14 protein-coding genes are annotated in these 14,298 nt (G+C 58.5%); 8 read left to right on the top strand and 6 right to left on the bottom strand.

Annotated features, from left to right (window positions below; all coding sequences use genetic code 11):
• Both AC1DMG_RS13895 and AC1DMG_RS13890 read right to left on the bottom strand, forming a co-directional pair.
• On the bottom strand, nucleotides 1-128 hold a 128-nt coding region (locus AC1DMG_RS13895), incomplete at its 3' end, for an NAD-dependent epimerase/dehydratase family protein (RefSeq protein WP_477180640.1).
• Nucleotides 129-336: 208 nt separating this feature from the next.
• A complete protein-coding gene (locus AC1DMG_RS13890) occupies nucleotides 337-1,125 on the bottom strand; it encodes a hypothetical protein (protein WP_477180639.1) in 789 nt (262 codons plus the stop codon).
• A gap of 236 nt (nucleotides 1,126-1,361) precedes the next feature.
• On the opposite strand from AC1DMG_RS13890, the gene AC1DMG_RS13885 reads away from it, so the two are divergent.
• The 8 genes from AC1DMG_RS13885 (at nucleotide 1,362) to AC1DMG_RS13850 (ending at nucleotide 11,317) form a co-directional block, all read left to right on the top strand.
• Nucleotides 1,362-2,540: a cystathionine gamma-synthase gene (locus AC1DMG_RS13885; protein ID WP_441604665.1), complete on the top strand. Its 1,179-nt coding sequence runs from the start codon at nucleotides 1,362-1,364 to the stop codon at nucleotides 2,538-2,540.
• Between the two features lie 23 nt (nucleotides 2,541-2,563).
• Complete coding sequence (locus tag AC1DMG_RS13880; protein ID WP_441604664.1) at nucleotides 2,564-3,463, top strand: ABC transporter permease; 900 nt, start codon at nucleotides 2,564-2,566, stop codon at nucleotides 3,461-3,463.
• Entirely contained in the window at nucleotides 3,453-4,856 is a 1,404-nt protein-coding gene (locus tag AC1DMG_RS13875) for an ABC transporter ATP-binding protein (protein WP_441604663.1), read from the top strand. Before AC1DMG_RS13880 ends, AC1DMG_RS13875 begins: the two co-directional genes overlap by 11 nt.
• A 3-nt stretch (nucleotides 4,857-4,859) precedes the next feature.
• Nucleotides 4,860-8,198: a glycosyltransferase gene (locus AC1DMG_RS13870; RefSeq protein ID WP_441604662.1), complete on the top strand. Its 3,339-nt coding sequence runs from the start codon at nucleotides 4,860-4,862 to the stop codon at nucleotides 8,196-8,198.
• A gap of 213 nt (nucleotides 8,199-8,411) precedes the next feature.
• Complete coding sequence (locus tag AC1DMG_RS13865; protein ID WP_477180638.1) at nucleotides 8,412-9,443, top strand: GHMP family kinase ATP-binding protein; 1,032 nt, start codon at nucleotides 8,412-8,414, stop codon at nucleotides 9,441-9,443.
• A gap of 32 nt (nucleotides 9,444-9,475) precedes the next feature.
• A complete protein-coding gene (locus tag AC1DMG_RS13860) occupies nucleotides 9,476-10,027 on the top strand; it encodes a D-sedoheptulose-7-phosphate isomerase (RefSeq protein ID WP_477180637.1) in 552 nt (183 codons plus the stop codon).
• Nucleotides 10,014-10,715: a nucleotidyltransferase family protein gene (locus tag AC1DMG_RS13855; RefSeq protein ID WP_441604659.1), complete on the top strand. Its 702-nt coding sequence runs from the start codon at nucleotides 10,014-10,016 to the stop codon at nucleotides 10,713-10,715. The genes AC1DMG_RS13860 and AC1DMG_RS13855 overlap by 14 nt, the downstream gene beginning before the upstream one ends.
• Nucleotides 10,712-11,317 carry a D-glycero-alpha-D-manno-heptose-1,7-bisphosphate 7-phosphatase gene (locus AC1DMG_RS13850; RefSeq protein ID WP_441604658.1) on the top strand — a complete coding sequence of 202 codons (606 nt, stop codon included), beginning with the start codon at nucleotides 10,712-10,714 and terminating at the stop codon, nucleotides 11,315-11,317. The genes AC1DMG_RS13855 and AC1DMG_RS13850 overlap by 4 nt, the downstream gene beginning before the upstream one ends.
• 75 nt (nucleotides 11,318-11,392) lie before the next feature.
• Here the strand turns inward: AC1DMG_RS13850 and AC1DMG_RS13845 are convergent, their stop codons facing one another.
• From AC1DMG_RS13845 to AC1DMG_RS13830, 4 genes are all read right to left on the bottom strand, one after another.
• Nucleotides 11,393-11,875 carry a hypothetical protein gene (locus AC1DMG_RS13845; RefSeq protein ID WP_441604657.1) on the bottom strand — a complete coding sequence of 161 codons (483 nt, stop codon included), beginning with the start codon at nucleotides 11,873-11,875 and terminating at the stop codon, nucleotides 11,393-11,395.
• Complete coding sequence (locus AC1DMG_RS13840; protein ID WP_441604656.1) at nucleotides 11,872-12,855, bottom strand: glycosyltransferase family 2 protein; 984 nt, start codon at nucleotides 12,853-12,855, stop codon at nucleotides 11,872-11,874. The genes AC1DMG_RS13845 and AC1DMG_RS13840 overlap by 4 nt, the downstream gene beginning before the upstream one ends.
• A 266-nt stretch (nucleotides 12,856-13,121) precedes the next feature.
• Nucleotides 13,122-13,505, bottom strand: a complete 384-nt coding sequence (locus AC1DMG_RS13835) for a GtrA family protein (RefSeq protein ID WP_441604655.1) — start codon at nucleotides 13,503-13,505, stop codon at nucleotides 13,122-13,124.
• A 78-nt stretch (nucleotides 13,506-13,583) separates the two neighbouring features.
• Nucleotides 13,584-14,298, bottom strand: a 715-nt coding sequence (locus AC1DMG_RS13830; protein ID WP_477180636.1) for a hypothetical protein, incomplete at its 5' end; no start/stop codon positions are given.

The raw sequence follows: 14,298 nt of genomic DNA, 5'->3' as shown, positions 1-14,298 counted from the left end.
TAGGTGAGCTTGTCCAGATTGAGCACCTTATGTCCCTGGGCCACGGCCTGGAGCACATAATTGGCGCCAATGAAGCCGGCGCCGCCGGTGACCAGAAGGGTGGCGCCGCTGTTTGAGCTGAAACTCATGGACATATTCCGTGTGTCGTTGATGCGTAGCTTTCAAGTCAATGGCAGCCGAGGCTGGCAGCCATTTCCCGATGGCTGCTAATAATGCCTGCACTATTGCTTACAACCAAGGAATGGCGGTTATTCCCAAGGCGGCCCGGAAAGGAGCGGTTAACGCCAGTTGTGTGCTGGCTGGCGCTTGAACCGCCTGGCGCGCTGGCGCGCCCTCTCAATCCAGACGGGGCAAATCCAGGCGCCGTCCCGCTTGCTGCAAGACATGGGTGGCATGCGCATGCAGGGCAAGGTCCAACCGATTTGCAGCCATGAATTGGTCGTGGAGATCCTGTCCTAGTAGCTGTTTCAGCGCCTCGACGCGCTCTTCGGTGGATGCTCGGCCACCGGTCGTGCAGTTCTCTCGGCATGGCATCAAGACCAGTTTCGGCATTTGCGGCCCGTACAACGCCTGATAGGTTTGGATGGAAAGGTCGAACTGTTCGACGACGCCCACAACCCCCCAGGACGAGATCAGGGCGCGTGCTTGTTCCAGATCCTCCGGCAGCGCTCTGGCGTCGAGGATGTGGTCACACCGCCAGGAGGCATCGGACAAGTGCACTACCTGATAATCCCGTATCACGATGCTGCCCGGCTCCTTGCGCAGCGCCCAGCGGATATATCCATCGAAACCCGTGGCCAGCGCGACATCAGAGAAAGGTTGCGAGGGACATTGCCTGGTAAACCGGTAGACGGAGTAAGCCCGCAGCAACGGGTGGCGGATAAACGCGATCGGCAGACAGTTTGGGGTGGGTACCGGGGGACGCGCCAGGTGACTGGATACCGCAGCCAGCTGCGGATTGGCCTGAAGGTGCGCGGCCAGCTGTTCGCTCGACTGGATGGCATGAGCGTGAGGCCCCTCGTAGGCACCCCAGCATTCGCCAAACGAATGGCGTAGGCACTCGTCGATGCTGGTGCCTGCGTTCTTGAATATGTGGTAGTKAACCAGCACGGGCGAAGCACGCATGCCGTCAGTTTAGCGACGGCTTCCGCGTAATCAAAGCGTAACATTTGGCGTAGGGATTCTACGATCAATAGTTAAGATATTGTAATTATCGTAAATAAAACCATTTCACAGAATCGAGACCCAGAGCCCGCCAGCAGGGCTTTAATGAATGATCACGGCCTCGGGCCCTACGTTGCCGCAGGCATGACAGGTAAGATGTAGAACTTTCGGTTCGGGCGGGACAGAAGCTTAAAACTATGGCTACAAAGACCAGAGCAGGATCAAAACAGTCGAAGTTTGGATTGGGAACCCTGGCGATACACGCAGGGCAACATCCTGACCCGACGACTGGCGCGATCATGACGCCCATCTACGCCACCTCCACCTACGTTCAGGAGAGCCCCGGCAAGCACAAGGGGTATGAGTACTCCCGGACCCAGAATCCCACGCGCATGGCTTATGAGCGGTGCGTGGCGGAACTGGAAGGCGGCAAAGCCGGTTTTGCATTTGGATCGGGCCTGGCCGCAGCCGCCACCGTACTGGACATGCTCGATTCGGGTAGCCATGTCATTGCGATGGATGATCTCTACGGCGGTACTTACCGGCTGTTTGAGCGTGTTCGTCGTCGCTCGGCGGGGCTCGATTTCACCTTTGTGGACTTGAACGATGCGTCGGCCCTGAAGGCTGCGCTGAAGCCCAATACACGCATGATCTGGGCCGAAACGCCCACCAATCCCATGCTCAAGCTGGTCGATCTCGCCAAATTGGCTGCATTCGCCAAGAAGCATGGCCTGCTGCTCGTGGTGGACAACACCTTCTGCTCGCCCATGCTCCAGCGCCCGCTCGAATACGGGGCCGACCTGGTGCTCCATTCGGCCACCAAGTACTTGAACGGTCATTCGGACATGGTCGGCGGCATCGTGGTGGCGGGAACGCAGGAACTMGCCGAGCAAATGGCCTTTCTGCAAAATTCCGTGGGCGCCGTCTCGGGCCCCTTCGATGCGTTCCTCGCCATGCGTGGTCTCAAGACGCTGCATCTGAGGATGCGCGCCCATTGCGAAAGCGCCATGGAACTCGCGCGGTGGCTCGAAGCTCATCCGGCGATCGAACGGGTTATTTATCCAGGCCTGAAAAGCCACCCCCAGCATCAGCTCGCCAAGCGACAGATGGACGGGTTCGGCGGGATCATCAGTGTGGAAGTGAAGGGCGGCCTGAAGAAGGCTCGCCGGGTGTTGGAGCGATGCAACCTGTTTGCGTTGGCCGAATCGTTGGGTGGTGTTGAGAGCCTGATCGAACATCCGGCCATCATGACCCACGCATCCGTTCCGCTTGCCAATCGCAAGCGATTGGGGATCAGCGACTCCCTCATTCGCCTATCGGTTGGCGTCGAGGACCTGCGTGATCTGCAAAATGAGTTGGCCGCAGCCCTGGCGTAAGCACGTTTCCAGCGCAAGACGCCATGGACGCCGTCCCGCAGCGCCCGGGTTCCAGAAATCCGGGCGATGCACCATCTTTTCAGATCCACTGGATAAGCATGCTTTCACCCTATCGCCTTAGCGACCCAGCCTCCCCGTACAAAGCTTTGCTGCGTCATCTGCCCCTGGTCGTGCAAATGGCCCGGCGTGATGTGATCGGCCGCTATCGCGGGTCCTTCATAGGACTGCTGTGGTCATTCTTCAACCCGCTGCTCATGCTGGGGGTTTATACCCTTGTGTTCGGCCTGATCTTCAAGTCGCGCTGGACGGGGCAGACCACGGGGCAGTTCGAATTCGCTGTCATCCTCTTTGCCGGCCTCAACATCAACACGATGTTTGCGGAATGTGCCAATCGAGCCCCGACCTTGATCGTGGAAAACACCAACTTCGTGAAGAAGGTGGTGTTCCCGCTGGAGACGCTCTCCTGGAGCACACTGGGGTCGGCTCTGTTTCACTTGCTCGTTTCGACGGTGGTCCTGTTGGGGTTTTCTTTGCTTGTGCGCGGCAGCATTCCCTGGACCGCGATACTTTTTCCCCTGGTGGTTCTGCCGTTTATTCCTTTTGTCGCAGGCATGATCTGGCTGCTTAGTTCGCTTGGCGTGTTCTTGCGCGATCTGAAGCAGGCGATCGGCATCATTACCGCGATGCTGATGTTCCTGGCGCCGATCTTCTATCCGCCGGAGTACATCCCGGAGCAGTATCGGAACCTCCTTTATCTCAACCCATTGACCGTCATCGTCGAGGCGTCGCGCGACGTCCTGGTGTGGGGCCATATGCCCTCCTGGTCATTGCTCGGCGGTTACGCCGTGGCGGCATGTGTCTTTGCCTGGTTTGCTTTTGGCTGGTTTGAACGTACGCGCAAGGGGTTTGCCGATGTCCTCTGATAGCCACAACATTTCCGTGGAGTCTCTGGGCAAGAAGTACGATATCTACGCTCGCCCGGCCGATCGCCTCAAGCAAATGATTCTTCCGCGACTGGGTCGCGTGGTGGGTCGCCACGATCTTGCCTACCACAACGAATTCTGGGCATTGCGCGACGTGAGTTTCAGCGTCAGGCGCGGTGAAACGGTTGGCATCATCGGACGCAATGGTTCGGGCAAGTCGACCCTGCTGCAAATGGTCTGCGGTACGTTGACCCCCACCGAAGGCGAGGTGCGCACGAACGGGCGCATTGCCGCCTTGCTCGAGTTGGGCGCCGGCTTCAATCCGGAGTTTACGGGTGAAGAGAACGTCTACCTGAGTGGGCTTCTCTACGGTATTTCGGACGTCAAGTTGCGCGCGCGGTTCGACTCGATCCTGGCCTTTGCCGACATCGGTGATTTCATCCATCAGCCGGTCAAGACGTACTCCAGCGGCATGTACGTGCGCCTTGCGTTCGCCATTGCCGCTCATGTCGATGCGGACACCCTCATCATCGATGAGGCCTTGAGCGTTGGCGACGTCAGGTTTACCCAGAAGTGCATGCGCTTTCTGCGAGACTTCCAAAAGCGGGGCACGCTTTTGTTCGTAAGTCACGATACGGGCGCAGTGACCAATTTGTGCGATCGCGCCATCTGGTTGGACAAGGGACGCCAGCTGATGGACGGCTCTACTCGTGATGTGGTCGAACGGTACCTGGCTGAACAGCATGCTGCCGATCGACTCGCCGGGGGGCAGGCTGTCACCGTCAAGCCAGCTTCTACGTCTGGCGTGAAGTCCATTGGACGCCCGGCAGCGCCATCGATCCCTGAAGACGTCGTGGACGCTCGTCAAGCCGTGCTGCAGGGACAAGAAGGTCTCAACCGCATCAAGGTCTTCGCTTTTGATCCCGAGAACATGGGTAACCAGTTCGGCGCGGGGCAGGCGCGCATTTCAGGTGCGAAGCTCGTTGGCGGCGATGGATCCGATACCCAGCTGTTTACCGGTGGGGAGGTGGTCAGCCTCCAAATTGATGCCGAGGTGAACGCCGACGTAGAGACGCCGATTTTCGGTTTCTACGTGAAGGATCGCCTTGGGCAACGGCTGTTCGGCGACAACAGCTATCTGACCTACAGCAGCACGCCGATGATGGCTCAGGCCGGCACAGTCCTTCGGGCGCAATTCGATTTTCGTATGCCCATTCTTCCCACTGGCGACTACTCGATCGATGTAGCGTTGGCTTCAGGTTCTCAGGACGACCACACCCAGCAGCACTGGATTCATGACGCGCTGACCTTCCGGGCGAGCGAAAGCACCATGAAGCACGGCCTGGTGGGTATACCTATGCATTCGATCAAGATCCAGCGAATCGAGGGTTGAGCTGTGGAATTTACCGGAGAGCGTTTTGTTCCAACCGAAGCCGGGGAGATCAGGCAAGAGCACTTCCATCGCTATGCCTGGTGTTGCCCGTTGGTCAAGGACAAGGTCGTACTGGATATCGCGTGTGGCGAGGGCTATGGCAGCGCCATGCTCAGCCAATACGCGGCGTCGGTGATCGGCGTGGACATCTCGGCCGAAGCCGTCGCGCATGCGCGCGAAGCCTATGGCGAGCGTTCCGGGCTGGAATTCAAGGAAGGAAATGCGGCGGCCATTCCGTTGCCGGATCACTCCGTGGATGTTGTTGTCTCCTTCGAGACGATCGAGCATCACGACAAGCACGAAGAAATGATCACCGAGATCCGCCGTGTACTTCGCCCCGGCGGCTTCCTGGTGATTTCCTCGCCCAATCGCCCCGTATATTCAGACAAGGCCGGCCACCACAACGAGTTCCATGTAAAGGAACTTGATTTCACTGAGTTGGACGTACTGCTGCGCGCGCATTTTCCGCGTGTGCGCTACTACGGGCAGCGCATGACCGTGGCCTCCGCGCTCATGCCGATGGACGATTCGGATGCAAGGCCGGAGATTTCCGCCCTGACCGATACGGGCGACACGGTTGTCGCGCGCACTTCGCAGTTGGTCGACCCGGTGTACTTCATCGCCGTCGCGGCGGCGCAAGACGTGGAACTACCGGAGTCGACGCCATCCGTGTTAATGACGGAAGGCGAGGATCTTTACTTGCGCCATCGTGAGGTAGCTCGTTGGGGGCAGCGCGTAAGCAAGGATTTCGATCAGCTAAACCAAACCTACGCCAGCCTTGTGCAGGAGCACCACGATACGGTTGCCTGGGCACAGGGTCTGGACGCTGAGCTGGGGACATCCCGACGGTTGTATGCCGCACTGGATGAAGACCATCGAAAAATTGGCGCCTGGGCGACATCGCTCAACAAGGAAGTCGAGGATCTCAAGAGCGAGCGAACTGCTCTGGGGCGGCTTTACGAGGAACTGGAGAATCGCGAAGAGGCGGAGCTTGTAGAGCTTTGTAAAGGGCTTGGAGCGATCTCCGACGCCCAGAACAGACTTGCAACGCAGACAAACTCCACTGAAGAACTTTTGCGGCTGCGGCGCGATCGCAAGGCTTCCGAGCTGAGGGCCGCTTCGCTGGAATCCGAACTGGTGGCTTTGCAGACCCAGATGTCGCACGTCCTTGGTTCGCATTCCTGGCGTATCACCCGACCGTTGCGGGCGCTTGCCCGTTTGGGGCGGGGCGACGTGGGTTATTTTCGCGATGTGCTGCAACGCCGGCGAGGTCGCGCTCCGCGCACGGCACCCGCCGTCAACCAGGTGCGACAGGAAAAGACGCCGGCTGAACATATCTCGGGGCTATCTTTTCCGACCTTCCCCAGCCCTCTTGTCAGCATCGTGATTCCTGCTTACGGGCAGCTCGCTTATACGAGTGCCTGTCTTCGCTCGATCATGGAAAATCCACCCAAGGTGCCCTATGAGGTGCTGGTGGTCGAGGATGCTTCCGGCGACGAAGCCATCAAGTGGCTTGGATCGGTTCCTGGCCTTCGCTTTGAGGAAAATCCGACTAATCTCGGTTTCGTTCGCTCGTGCAATCGGGCTTCGACCCTGATCAAGGGCGAATTCCTCTATCTGCTCAATAACGATACGCAAGTCACTCCCGGCTGGCTCGACGCCATGCTCGAGGTGTTCGACACGTTTCCCGACTGCGGCATGGTTGGCTCCAAGCTCGTGTATCCGGACGGCCGCATGCAGGAGGCCGGCGGCATCCTTTGGAGAGACGGTAGCGCGTGGAACTATGGGCGCCTCGATGATCCTTCGCGCAGCATCTACAACTACGTTCGTGAAGCCGATTATTGTTCGGGCGCTTCGATTCTGTTGCGCAACGACCTTTTCCAGGCGCTGGGTCGGTTCGACGAGATCTATGTGCCAGCCTATTGCGAAGATTCAGACCTTGCCTTCAAGGTGCGTGCGCACGGCCTGAAGCTCTACTACCAGCCGAAGTCGGTGGTCATCCATTTCGAAGGCGTTTCGCACGGCACTGACGTGAACTCCGGCATCAAGGCTTATCAGGTCGAGAACCAGAAAAAGTTCTTCAAGAAATGGCAGGCCACGCTTGAGGCAAACCATTTCCCCAATGCCGAACACGTCGAATTGGCCCGTGGACGGACTGGCAAAACCCCTACTTTGCTGATCATCGACCACTACATCCCGCAACCGGACCGCGATGCGGGGTCGCGCACCATGTGGCAGTTCATCAAGACGTTCAGGGACCACGGCGTCGATGTGAAGTTCTGGCCGGAGAATCTCTGGTACGACGCTGCCTACGGCGAAAAGTTGCAGCAGATCGGCGTGGAAGTGATCTACGGCGTGGAGTACCGGAACGGCTTTGCCAAATGGATGCGCGAGAACGGTGAAAGCATCGATTGTGTGCTTGTTAGTCGCCCGCATGTCGCCGGTCCGTTCCTGGAGCCCATTCGTCGTCACAGCAAGGCGAATGTCCTTTACTACGGCCACGACATTCATCATCTGCGCATCGGTGAGCAGCTGAAGATCCAGCCGACTCCCGAATTGCTGAAGGAGCGCGAACGTTTTTCCTCGCTTGAGGAATCGGTCTGGTCAAAGGTCGATACGATCTATTACCCGGCTGATGGCGAAACGGAGTACGTGCAGCGTTGGCTGCAATCGCATGCATTGGAAACGCCTGCCCGTACAGTGCCGGGATATGCCTTCGAATCGTTCCCCGAGCAGCCGGAGAACAATCTTGGCGAGCGCAAGGATCTGATCTTCGTCGCAGGCTTTGCACACTCGCCGAACGTCGACGGTGCCAAGTGGCTGGTGCAGGAGATCCTCCCGCGTATCAAGCAGCGCGTACCGGGCGTGCACCTTTACTTGATTGGTTCCAATCCCACCGACGAGGTGAAGGCGCTTGCCCGTGAGGACATCACCGTCACGGGGTTTGTAAGCGACGAGGAGCTGGATCACCACTACGCGAACGCCAAGGTGGCGGTGGCGCCCCTGCGTTTTGGCGGTGGTCTCAAGGGCAAGGTGATCGAGGCACTGCGCTATGGCGTGCCGTGCGTGACCACGTCGGCCGGCGCTCAGGGCCTGGAGGGAACGTCCCATTTCCTCGCCGCCAGCGATGATGCGGAGATTTTTGCCGATCACGTGGTGTCACTCCTGCGGGATGACCTCCATTGGGTCCAGGTGTCACGTGAGTCGCAACGGTTCGTGAAGAGCCGCTTCTCGGAGAAGGCCCTATGGGATGTCCTGTCCCTTGACGTTCAGTGGCCTGCCGCGAAGATGGCTAATCGCTGACGGATCAAGGAGCGGATGGGCAGTGCCCAACGCTTGAAAACTGAGATGCGCCATGAATATTCTGAATGATTTACAGCAGGTTGACGTGTCTGCCACGCCCGATGGTGTGGCATCCATCAGCCTGAGTGGCCGTTGGGCTGAATTTCCGAGAACGAACCAGGTTGATGCGCCCTGTTGGCACAGGGCTTGTCGCCATGCTGCCAAGGAGGCTACATGACCACACRCGCACGAGCACCACTCAGGCTTGGACTTGCCGGTGGCGGCACTGACGTGTCGCCTTATTGCGATGTTTATGGCGGCAACGTCATGAACGTCACCATCGATCGCTATGCGTACGCCCTGGTGGGTCAGTCGAGCGACAAACAGCTTCGCTTCAACGCCATCGACGTGGACATCCAGGAAGCTTTCGATACGTCCAAAGAGCAGGTCAACACCGACGGCCCCCTCAGGCTCCTGAAGGGTGTCTACTCGCGCGTGTCGCGGGATTTCCTTCGCGGAGAGCAACCGCCGCTCTGTGTCCAGACCTTCTCCGATGCGCCGCCGGGATCGGGCCTTGGATCGTCGTCGACCATGGTTGTCGCATTGCTTCAGGCATTCGTGGAGCATTTCGCGTTGCCGCTTGGCGAGTACGAAGTAGCGCACCTTGCCTACGATATTGAACGCATGGATCTGAGGTTGGCCGGCGGAAAGCAGGACCAGTACGCAGCGACCTTCGGCGGATTCAACTTCATGGAGTTCTACGGGAACGATCGGGTGATCGTTAACCCGCTGCGCGTGAAAGACTGGGTGTGGGCCGAACTCGAGGCCTCGCTGGTGCTGTACTTCACGGGTGTTTCCCGGGCATCGGCCGATATCATCGATCAGCAGTCACGCAATGTGGGCGAGAAAAACCAGACCTCCATTGACGCCATGCACCGCTTGAAGCAAGAAGCCGTCCAGATGAAAGAGTGTGTGCTCAAGGGCGATCTTCGCGGCCTTGCCTCCACGCTGCAGGCGGGCTGGGAAGCCAAGAAGAACACCGCAACGAGCGTAAGCAATCCGTTGATTGACCGGATGGAGAAGCTTGCTTTCGAAAATGGCGCGACCGCAGCCAAAGTTTCCGGTGCGGGAGGCGGTGGATTTATGATGTTCCTGTGCGCACCGGATCAGCGCATCAAGTTGACGCGCGCCCTGCTCAAAGAGGGCGGCAGCGTTCTGGATTTCCACTTCACTCAACAGGGGGCGACCTCGTGGCGAGTCATCTGATCGAAAAAATCGAAGCCGAGTTCGACAAGACCGTGGCGCTGCTGCAGCACATGTCGCGCGACGCGTCGTTGCACGAACTCATCCTCAAGGCCGTCCAGGTGTCGGTCGACGCGCTCAACCAGGGCAACAAGCTGCTGTTCGCGGGCAATGGCGGCAGCGCGGCGGACGCTCAGCATTGGGCGGGGGAGCTTGTCAGTCGCTTCTACTTCGACCGTCCCGGCTTGCCGGCCATCGCATTGACGACGGACACGAGCATTCTTACTGCCATCGGTAACGATTACGGCTACGACTACGTCTTTGCACGTCAGGTCGAAGCGCTGGGTCGCGAGGGCGATGTGCTGTTCGCGATCTCGACTTCGGGCAACTCGAAAAACATCCTTCGCGCCATTCAGGCCGCACGTACTGCCGGCATGCGCGTGATCGGATTCACCGGCCAGGGCGGCGGCGCCATGGCGGAGTTGTGCGACGTCTGCTTCCGTATGCCCTCGGGTGAAACACCCAAGGTGCAGGAGGGGCATGAATTCGTCGGCCACCTGATCTGCGGCCTGATCGAGCACGAGATCTTCGCGCATGCCAAAGGCTGAAGAAGCCATCGTTTTGGTCGGGGGACTCGGCACCCGGCTTCGTGATGTTGTACCCGATCTGCCTAAACCGCTCGCACCCGTGTGCGGACGGCCTTTTCTCGCGTATGTACTCGATCAGTTGGCGGCTAGCGGCATCCGCCGCACGATTCTCGCAACGGGGTATATGGCCGAGAAAGTGGAAAGCGCGATCGGGTCAGCCTGGAAGGGCATGGCCATAGCCTATTCCCATGAAGTGGATCGCTTGGGCACCGGCGGGGCAATACGACTTGCCGCCGGGATGCTGCGTGGTCGGGCCGTGCATGTAGCCAATGGTGATACGTTTCTTCGCTTTGACCCGTCGGCCATGGAACGTGCGGTCGAAGCCAGCGGACGGTTACTGGGCGTCGCGCTGGCGCACGTGGCCGATGTAGGCCGTTATGGGGCTGTCGTTCTGGAAGGTGACCGGCTTTGCTCGTTCCGTGAAAAGGGCGGCAGTGGCGAAGGCTATATCAATGCCGGGAGCTATTACCTCTCCGAGCAGGCCCTGGCCGCTCTTCCGGATGACCAGGCCTATTCCTTCGAAGACTGCGTTCTGCATCCCGAAACCGCCCAGGGTCACGTGACCGGTTTCACTTCCACGGCTGACTTCATCGACATTGGTGTGCCCGAGGACTACGAGCGGGCGCAGACGTTGTTCCGACACTCATGAGCGGCGGCGCTGCTGTGCCACGACCGGGAGTCTATCTGTCCGGTGAGGTTGTCGAAGATAGTTCGCTGAAGCGTCGCAAGGCGCTTTTTCTCGACAGGGACGGCGTTATCAACGTCAACCACGGTTATGTTCACCGGCCGGATCAGACCGAGTGGGTTCCCGGGGTTTTTGACTTCTGCCGACAGGCGCAGGAGGCTGGATTTCTGTGCGTCGTCGTTACCAATCAGGCCGGCATAGCGCGCGGCTACTATTCCGAGTCGACATTCCTCGATTACACGCGATGGATGCATGAGCAATTCGCATCGAGAGGCGTTCCATTGCTGGCCACCTTCTATTGTCCTCACCATCCGACGGCAGGAGTTGGGCAGTGGATGGTGAATTGCGAGTGTCGAAAGCCACAGCCAGGAATGATTCTCGCGGCGGAAGAGCTCTTCAATTTGTCCTTGCCTGATTCGATCCTGGTTGGGGATCAGCCGAGCGACCTGGAGGCCGCGTCTGCCGCGGGCGTCGGACGGGCAGTCATGATTGATGCGAACAGCGCATCCCCCTTTGGCAATGCCTACGCACTCCTGAGCCCGAGCGCCAAGCCTCAGGGTCCATAGCTGCTCTTGTTATGCGCGGGCCACCATGGAGCACGTATTCGCGTGCTACCCGGGGCTGCCTGTTTGAGCGACGACTTATTTTTGAACAGAGGCCATCGGAGACCCGTTGGCACTAGTGGCGGGCGCCTGCGCGAGGCAGTCCACTGTCGAGATCTTCTCAATGGCCAGTAAGCGGCCGTGCTTTCCACTCTCCTTAAGGCGAAAAGTCGTGTTGTTGACGACCCATGCGTCGGTCTGGGCTGAGCCCACTGCGGCCCCTTCAAAGAAGCGCGACCCTTTCGACCTAGGGTTGCTGCTGACCCAGATCGTTACATCCTTGACGCCTGCGGCCCGCGCGTCCCACGTTATCGTCGCGGTCATTCGCCCGTCAGGATGATCGCAGAGTCGCAGGTTGCTCGGACTTAGCTCGAGTTTCACGCCCGGCAGCTCAAAACCTTCAGGCGTGCCATTTAGCAAGCCCGTACCGGGAACTTCCGAACCGCGCGCGTGCCCGGAGTTGCCAGAACAGGCAACGCCCGCAACCGACAGGAGTCCGGCCAGGCAAAGGCCGATCCTCATGGTGAGCCTGCTCTTCGCTCAAGGAGCGGATGTAGCGGCTGAGTGGGCTGCGCCGAAACATCGTAGTTGAGCCACGACAGGAGCAATTGCGAACCAATGATAAGTGGCAGTGCTGCTGCCATGACGACGCCCGGCGCCGTTGGCGTACCGCTCTTGATTCCCTCTACCCAATGCGTGACGCCGTAGACGATGCCTATCAGCATCAGGGGAATGGACAGAAGCAATTCCAGCGAGGCGACGGAAAAATTACGCACGAAGTACGTGTATATCAAGCGTCGCCAGAAATTTCTCATGTTCCCCTTGAAGAATGGGAACAATACTTTGAGTGGGCTAAGGCTGGATGGCTCGTCGTTGTAGACGGCGCGCATCGGCATTTCGCCAACCACAGCCCTTAGCTGGTTGAGGTTGTAAAGCAGGTCAGACTCAAAGAAGTAGCGCTTGGCGAGATGGTCGAGCTCTATCTCCAAGAGCATTTCACGATGAATGGCAGTGAAGCCATTCGTCGGGTCAAACAGTTGCCAGTAACCACTCGAAAGCTTCGTCAGAAAAGACAGGCTGGCATTGCCAACCAATCGAATGGCGGGCATGCCGGACACATCGCTGATGCGATGGAAGCGATTGCCCTTCATGTAGTCGACGGCGCCGCGCGAGATCGTGCGACACAGGCGCGGAATGAGTGCCGGGTCCATTTGCCCRTCGCCATCGATCTTGACGACGATCTTTGCCGGCGTGTGGATTGCGGCCTTGTAGCCAGTCACGGTCGCGCCACCGACCCCTTGATTGACCTCATGCTTGATCACCGTGACGCGTGGGTCACTGCACTCGGTCTCAACCAGCGCGCCAGTATTAATGGGGCATTTGTCATCAACGACAAAGATCCAGCCAACCTCATTGCCGATCTTGGCGATGACGTCGAGCACAAGCCTCCCGACCCGGTAGCAAGGAATGACAACGGCAATCTTTGGTGTCTGAGCGTCCATGAAAGCATCCATACAAATCCACTACCGACGGCACATCCAAGAGTCCCCGCAGGGTCGCTTGGACACCATCATGTCTTTAAGCGAATGGATATTCGCCAACTGGTTACCGGTGCCCAGCCTTTACGAGCGGTACTGATCCCCGTTGTGGCCGCTCCACCTCATAGTGCGACCACGACCGCCTGTCCCAATCCAGGCCCGCTACCTCAATGGGCGGCTGGACCAAGGGCGCTCCGCTGGTGCGCTGAGCTTTACGGCTTGCCCCATTCTTACCGATAGATCCACAGCTTTGAAACCCCAAATCCGAGCCCCGCGAGGAGTACGTCGGCTATTGGCTTGATCAACCACGCAAAGTGCAACCCCTGATTCTTGGCGGCAACCATCACCACTAAAGTGCTCAGCAACGTTGTCACTGTCCACAAGGTCAGGAATCTCGCCAAATGTGCAAAGCGAAGGGTAGTGCTCGGTCCCTTCGAAAACGTCCACTTGCCGTTGAACCAGAACCCCAGCATGGCTCCAGACCCTCGGCCAGCCACGTTCGCAATGCCGCTCTCTATGCCCAGGGCAGAGAGTGAGACAAAGATCGTCCAGTCCACAGCAATCTGTAGCCCTCCAACAATGCCGTAGCTGAAACTTTGTCTAAGCGTCTTCATAGCCTGCGAATTCTAGTGAGAGGTTCGAAATGTGTTGAAGCTCAGCGAGCAGCGATTTCAATGACGTCATCTTGAAGCCTATCGTTTCGCGCGAATCGCATTTACGCTGAAATCTCGGGCGTCGATCAGCGGATGCGATGCGCTATTGCAGTTCAACTTGCAAATGCGCCAAAGGATGCTGTCACCTTCCGTCAATTCGGGCGCTGCTTGCATCCTTTGAAGCGATGACTGCAGGGCTGGTGAGACTGTGCCAGTCGTCAATACGTGGGAAATGCCGGTTCGCTCGAACAGGGCAGCCCAGGCGTTGCCCGACGCGTCCTCGTCAGCGTGTCCGGCGGCGCCCAGAAAGCTCGGGTCGTACCAGGCGCTGCCAAACGCCCGGCCCGCGAAAGGCGCAATAAATGGGCGCCCCGGGTCTGCCAAATACAGTGAGTACCCGGCAGGCCATGCTAGATCAAGGTGTTTGGCAACCAGCAATTCGATTGCGAATTTGCGCTGGATATCCGCCTTGACGACATCCGGCGGCGTATTGATGTTGCTAAGCATGGTCCAGTACAGATCGTCCTCGTATATGTAAACCGAGAGTGGAATAAATAGGATGTTAAGCCACACGACAAAGGTCAGCAGGGCTTGGCCAAATAAATTCAGGCGGGCGCGTTGCCATACGACGAGAGCGATGACGATGAGCGCTGGAAACAGCGGAACAAGATAGCGCGCGTATTGAATGCCGGCGAACGTCCCCAACGCCGCAGCCAGCAATGCAAGCGCGATCCACCTGACTCGAGCTATGCAC

The organism is Dyella sp. 01N36 (assembly GCF_056399745.1).
The sequence above is the reverse complement of the archived record's forward strand: the minus strand, read 5'-3'. Positions and strand labels throughout refer to the sequence as shown.

Excerpts from the sequence above, each read along its gene's own strand:
- AC1DMG_RS13880 (WP_441604664.1), top strand. The coding sequence starts at position 2,564 with ATGGACGCCGTCCCGCAGCGCCCGGGTTCCAGAAATCCGGGCGATGCA.
- AC1DMG_RS13875 (WP_441604663.1), top strand. The coding sequence starts at position 3,453 with ATGTCCTCTGATAGCCACAACATTTCCGTGGAGTCTCTGGGCAAGAAG.
- AC1DMG_RS13855 (WP_441604659.1), top strand. The coding sequence starts at position 10,014 with ATGCCAAAGGCTGAAGAAGCCATCGTTTTGGTCGGGGGACTCGGCACC.
- AC1DMG_RS13850 (WP_441604658.1), top strand. The coding sequence starts at position 10,712 with ATGAGCGGCGGCGCTGCTGTGCCACGACCGGGAGTCTATCTGTCCGGT.
- AC1DMG_RS13845 (WP_441604657.1), bottom strand. The coding sequence starts at position 11,875 with ATGAGGATCGGCCTTTGCCTGGCCGGACTCCTGTCGGTTGCGGGCGTT.
- AC1DMG_RS13835 (WP_441604655.1), bottom strand. The coding sequence starts at position 13,505 with ATGAAGACGCTTAGACAAAGTTTCAGCTACGGCATTGTTGGAGGGCTA.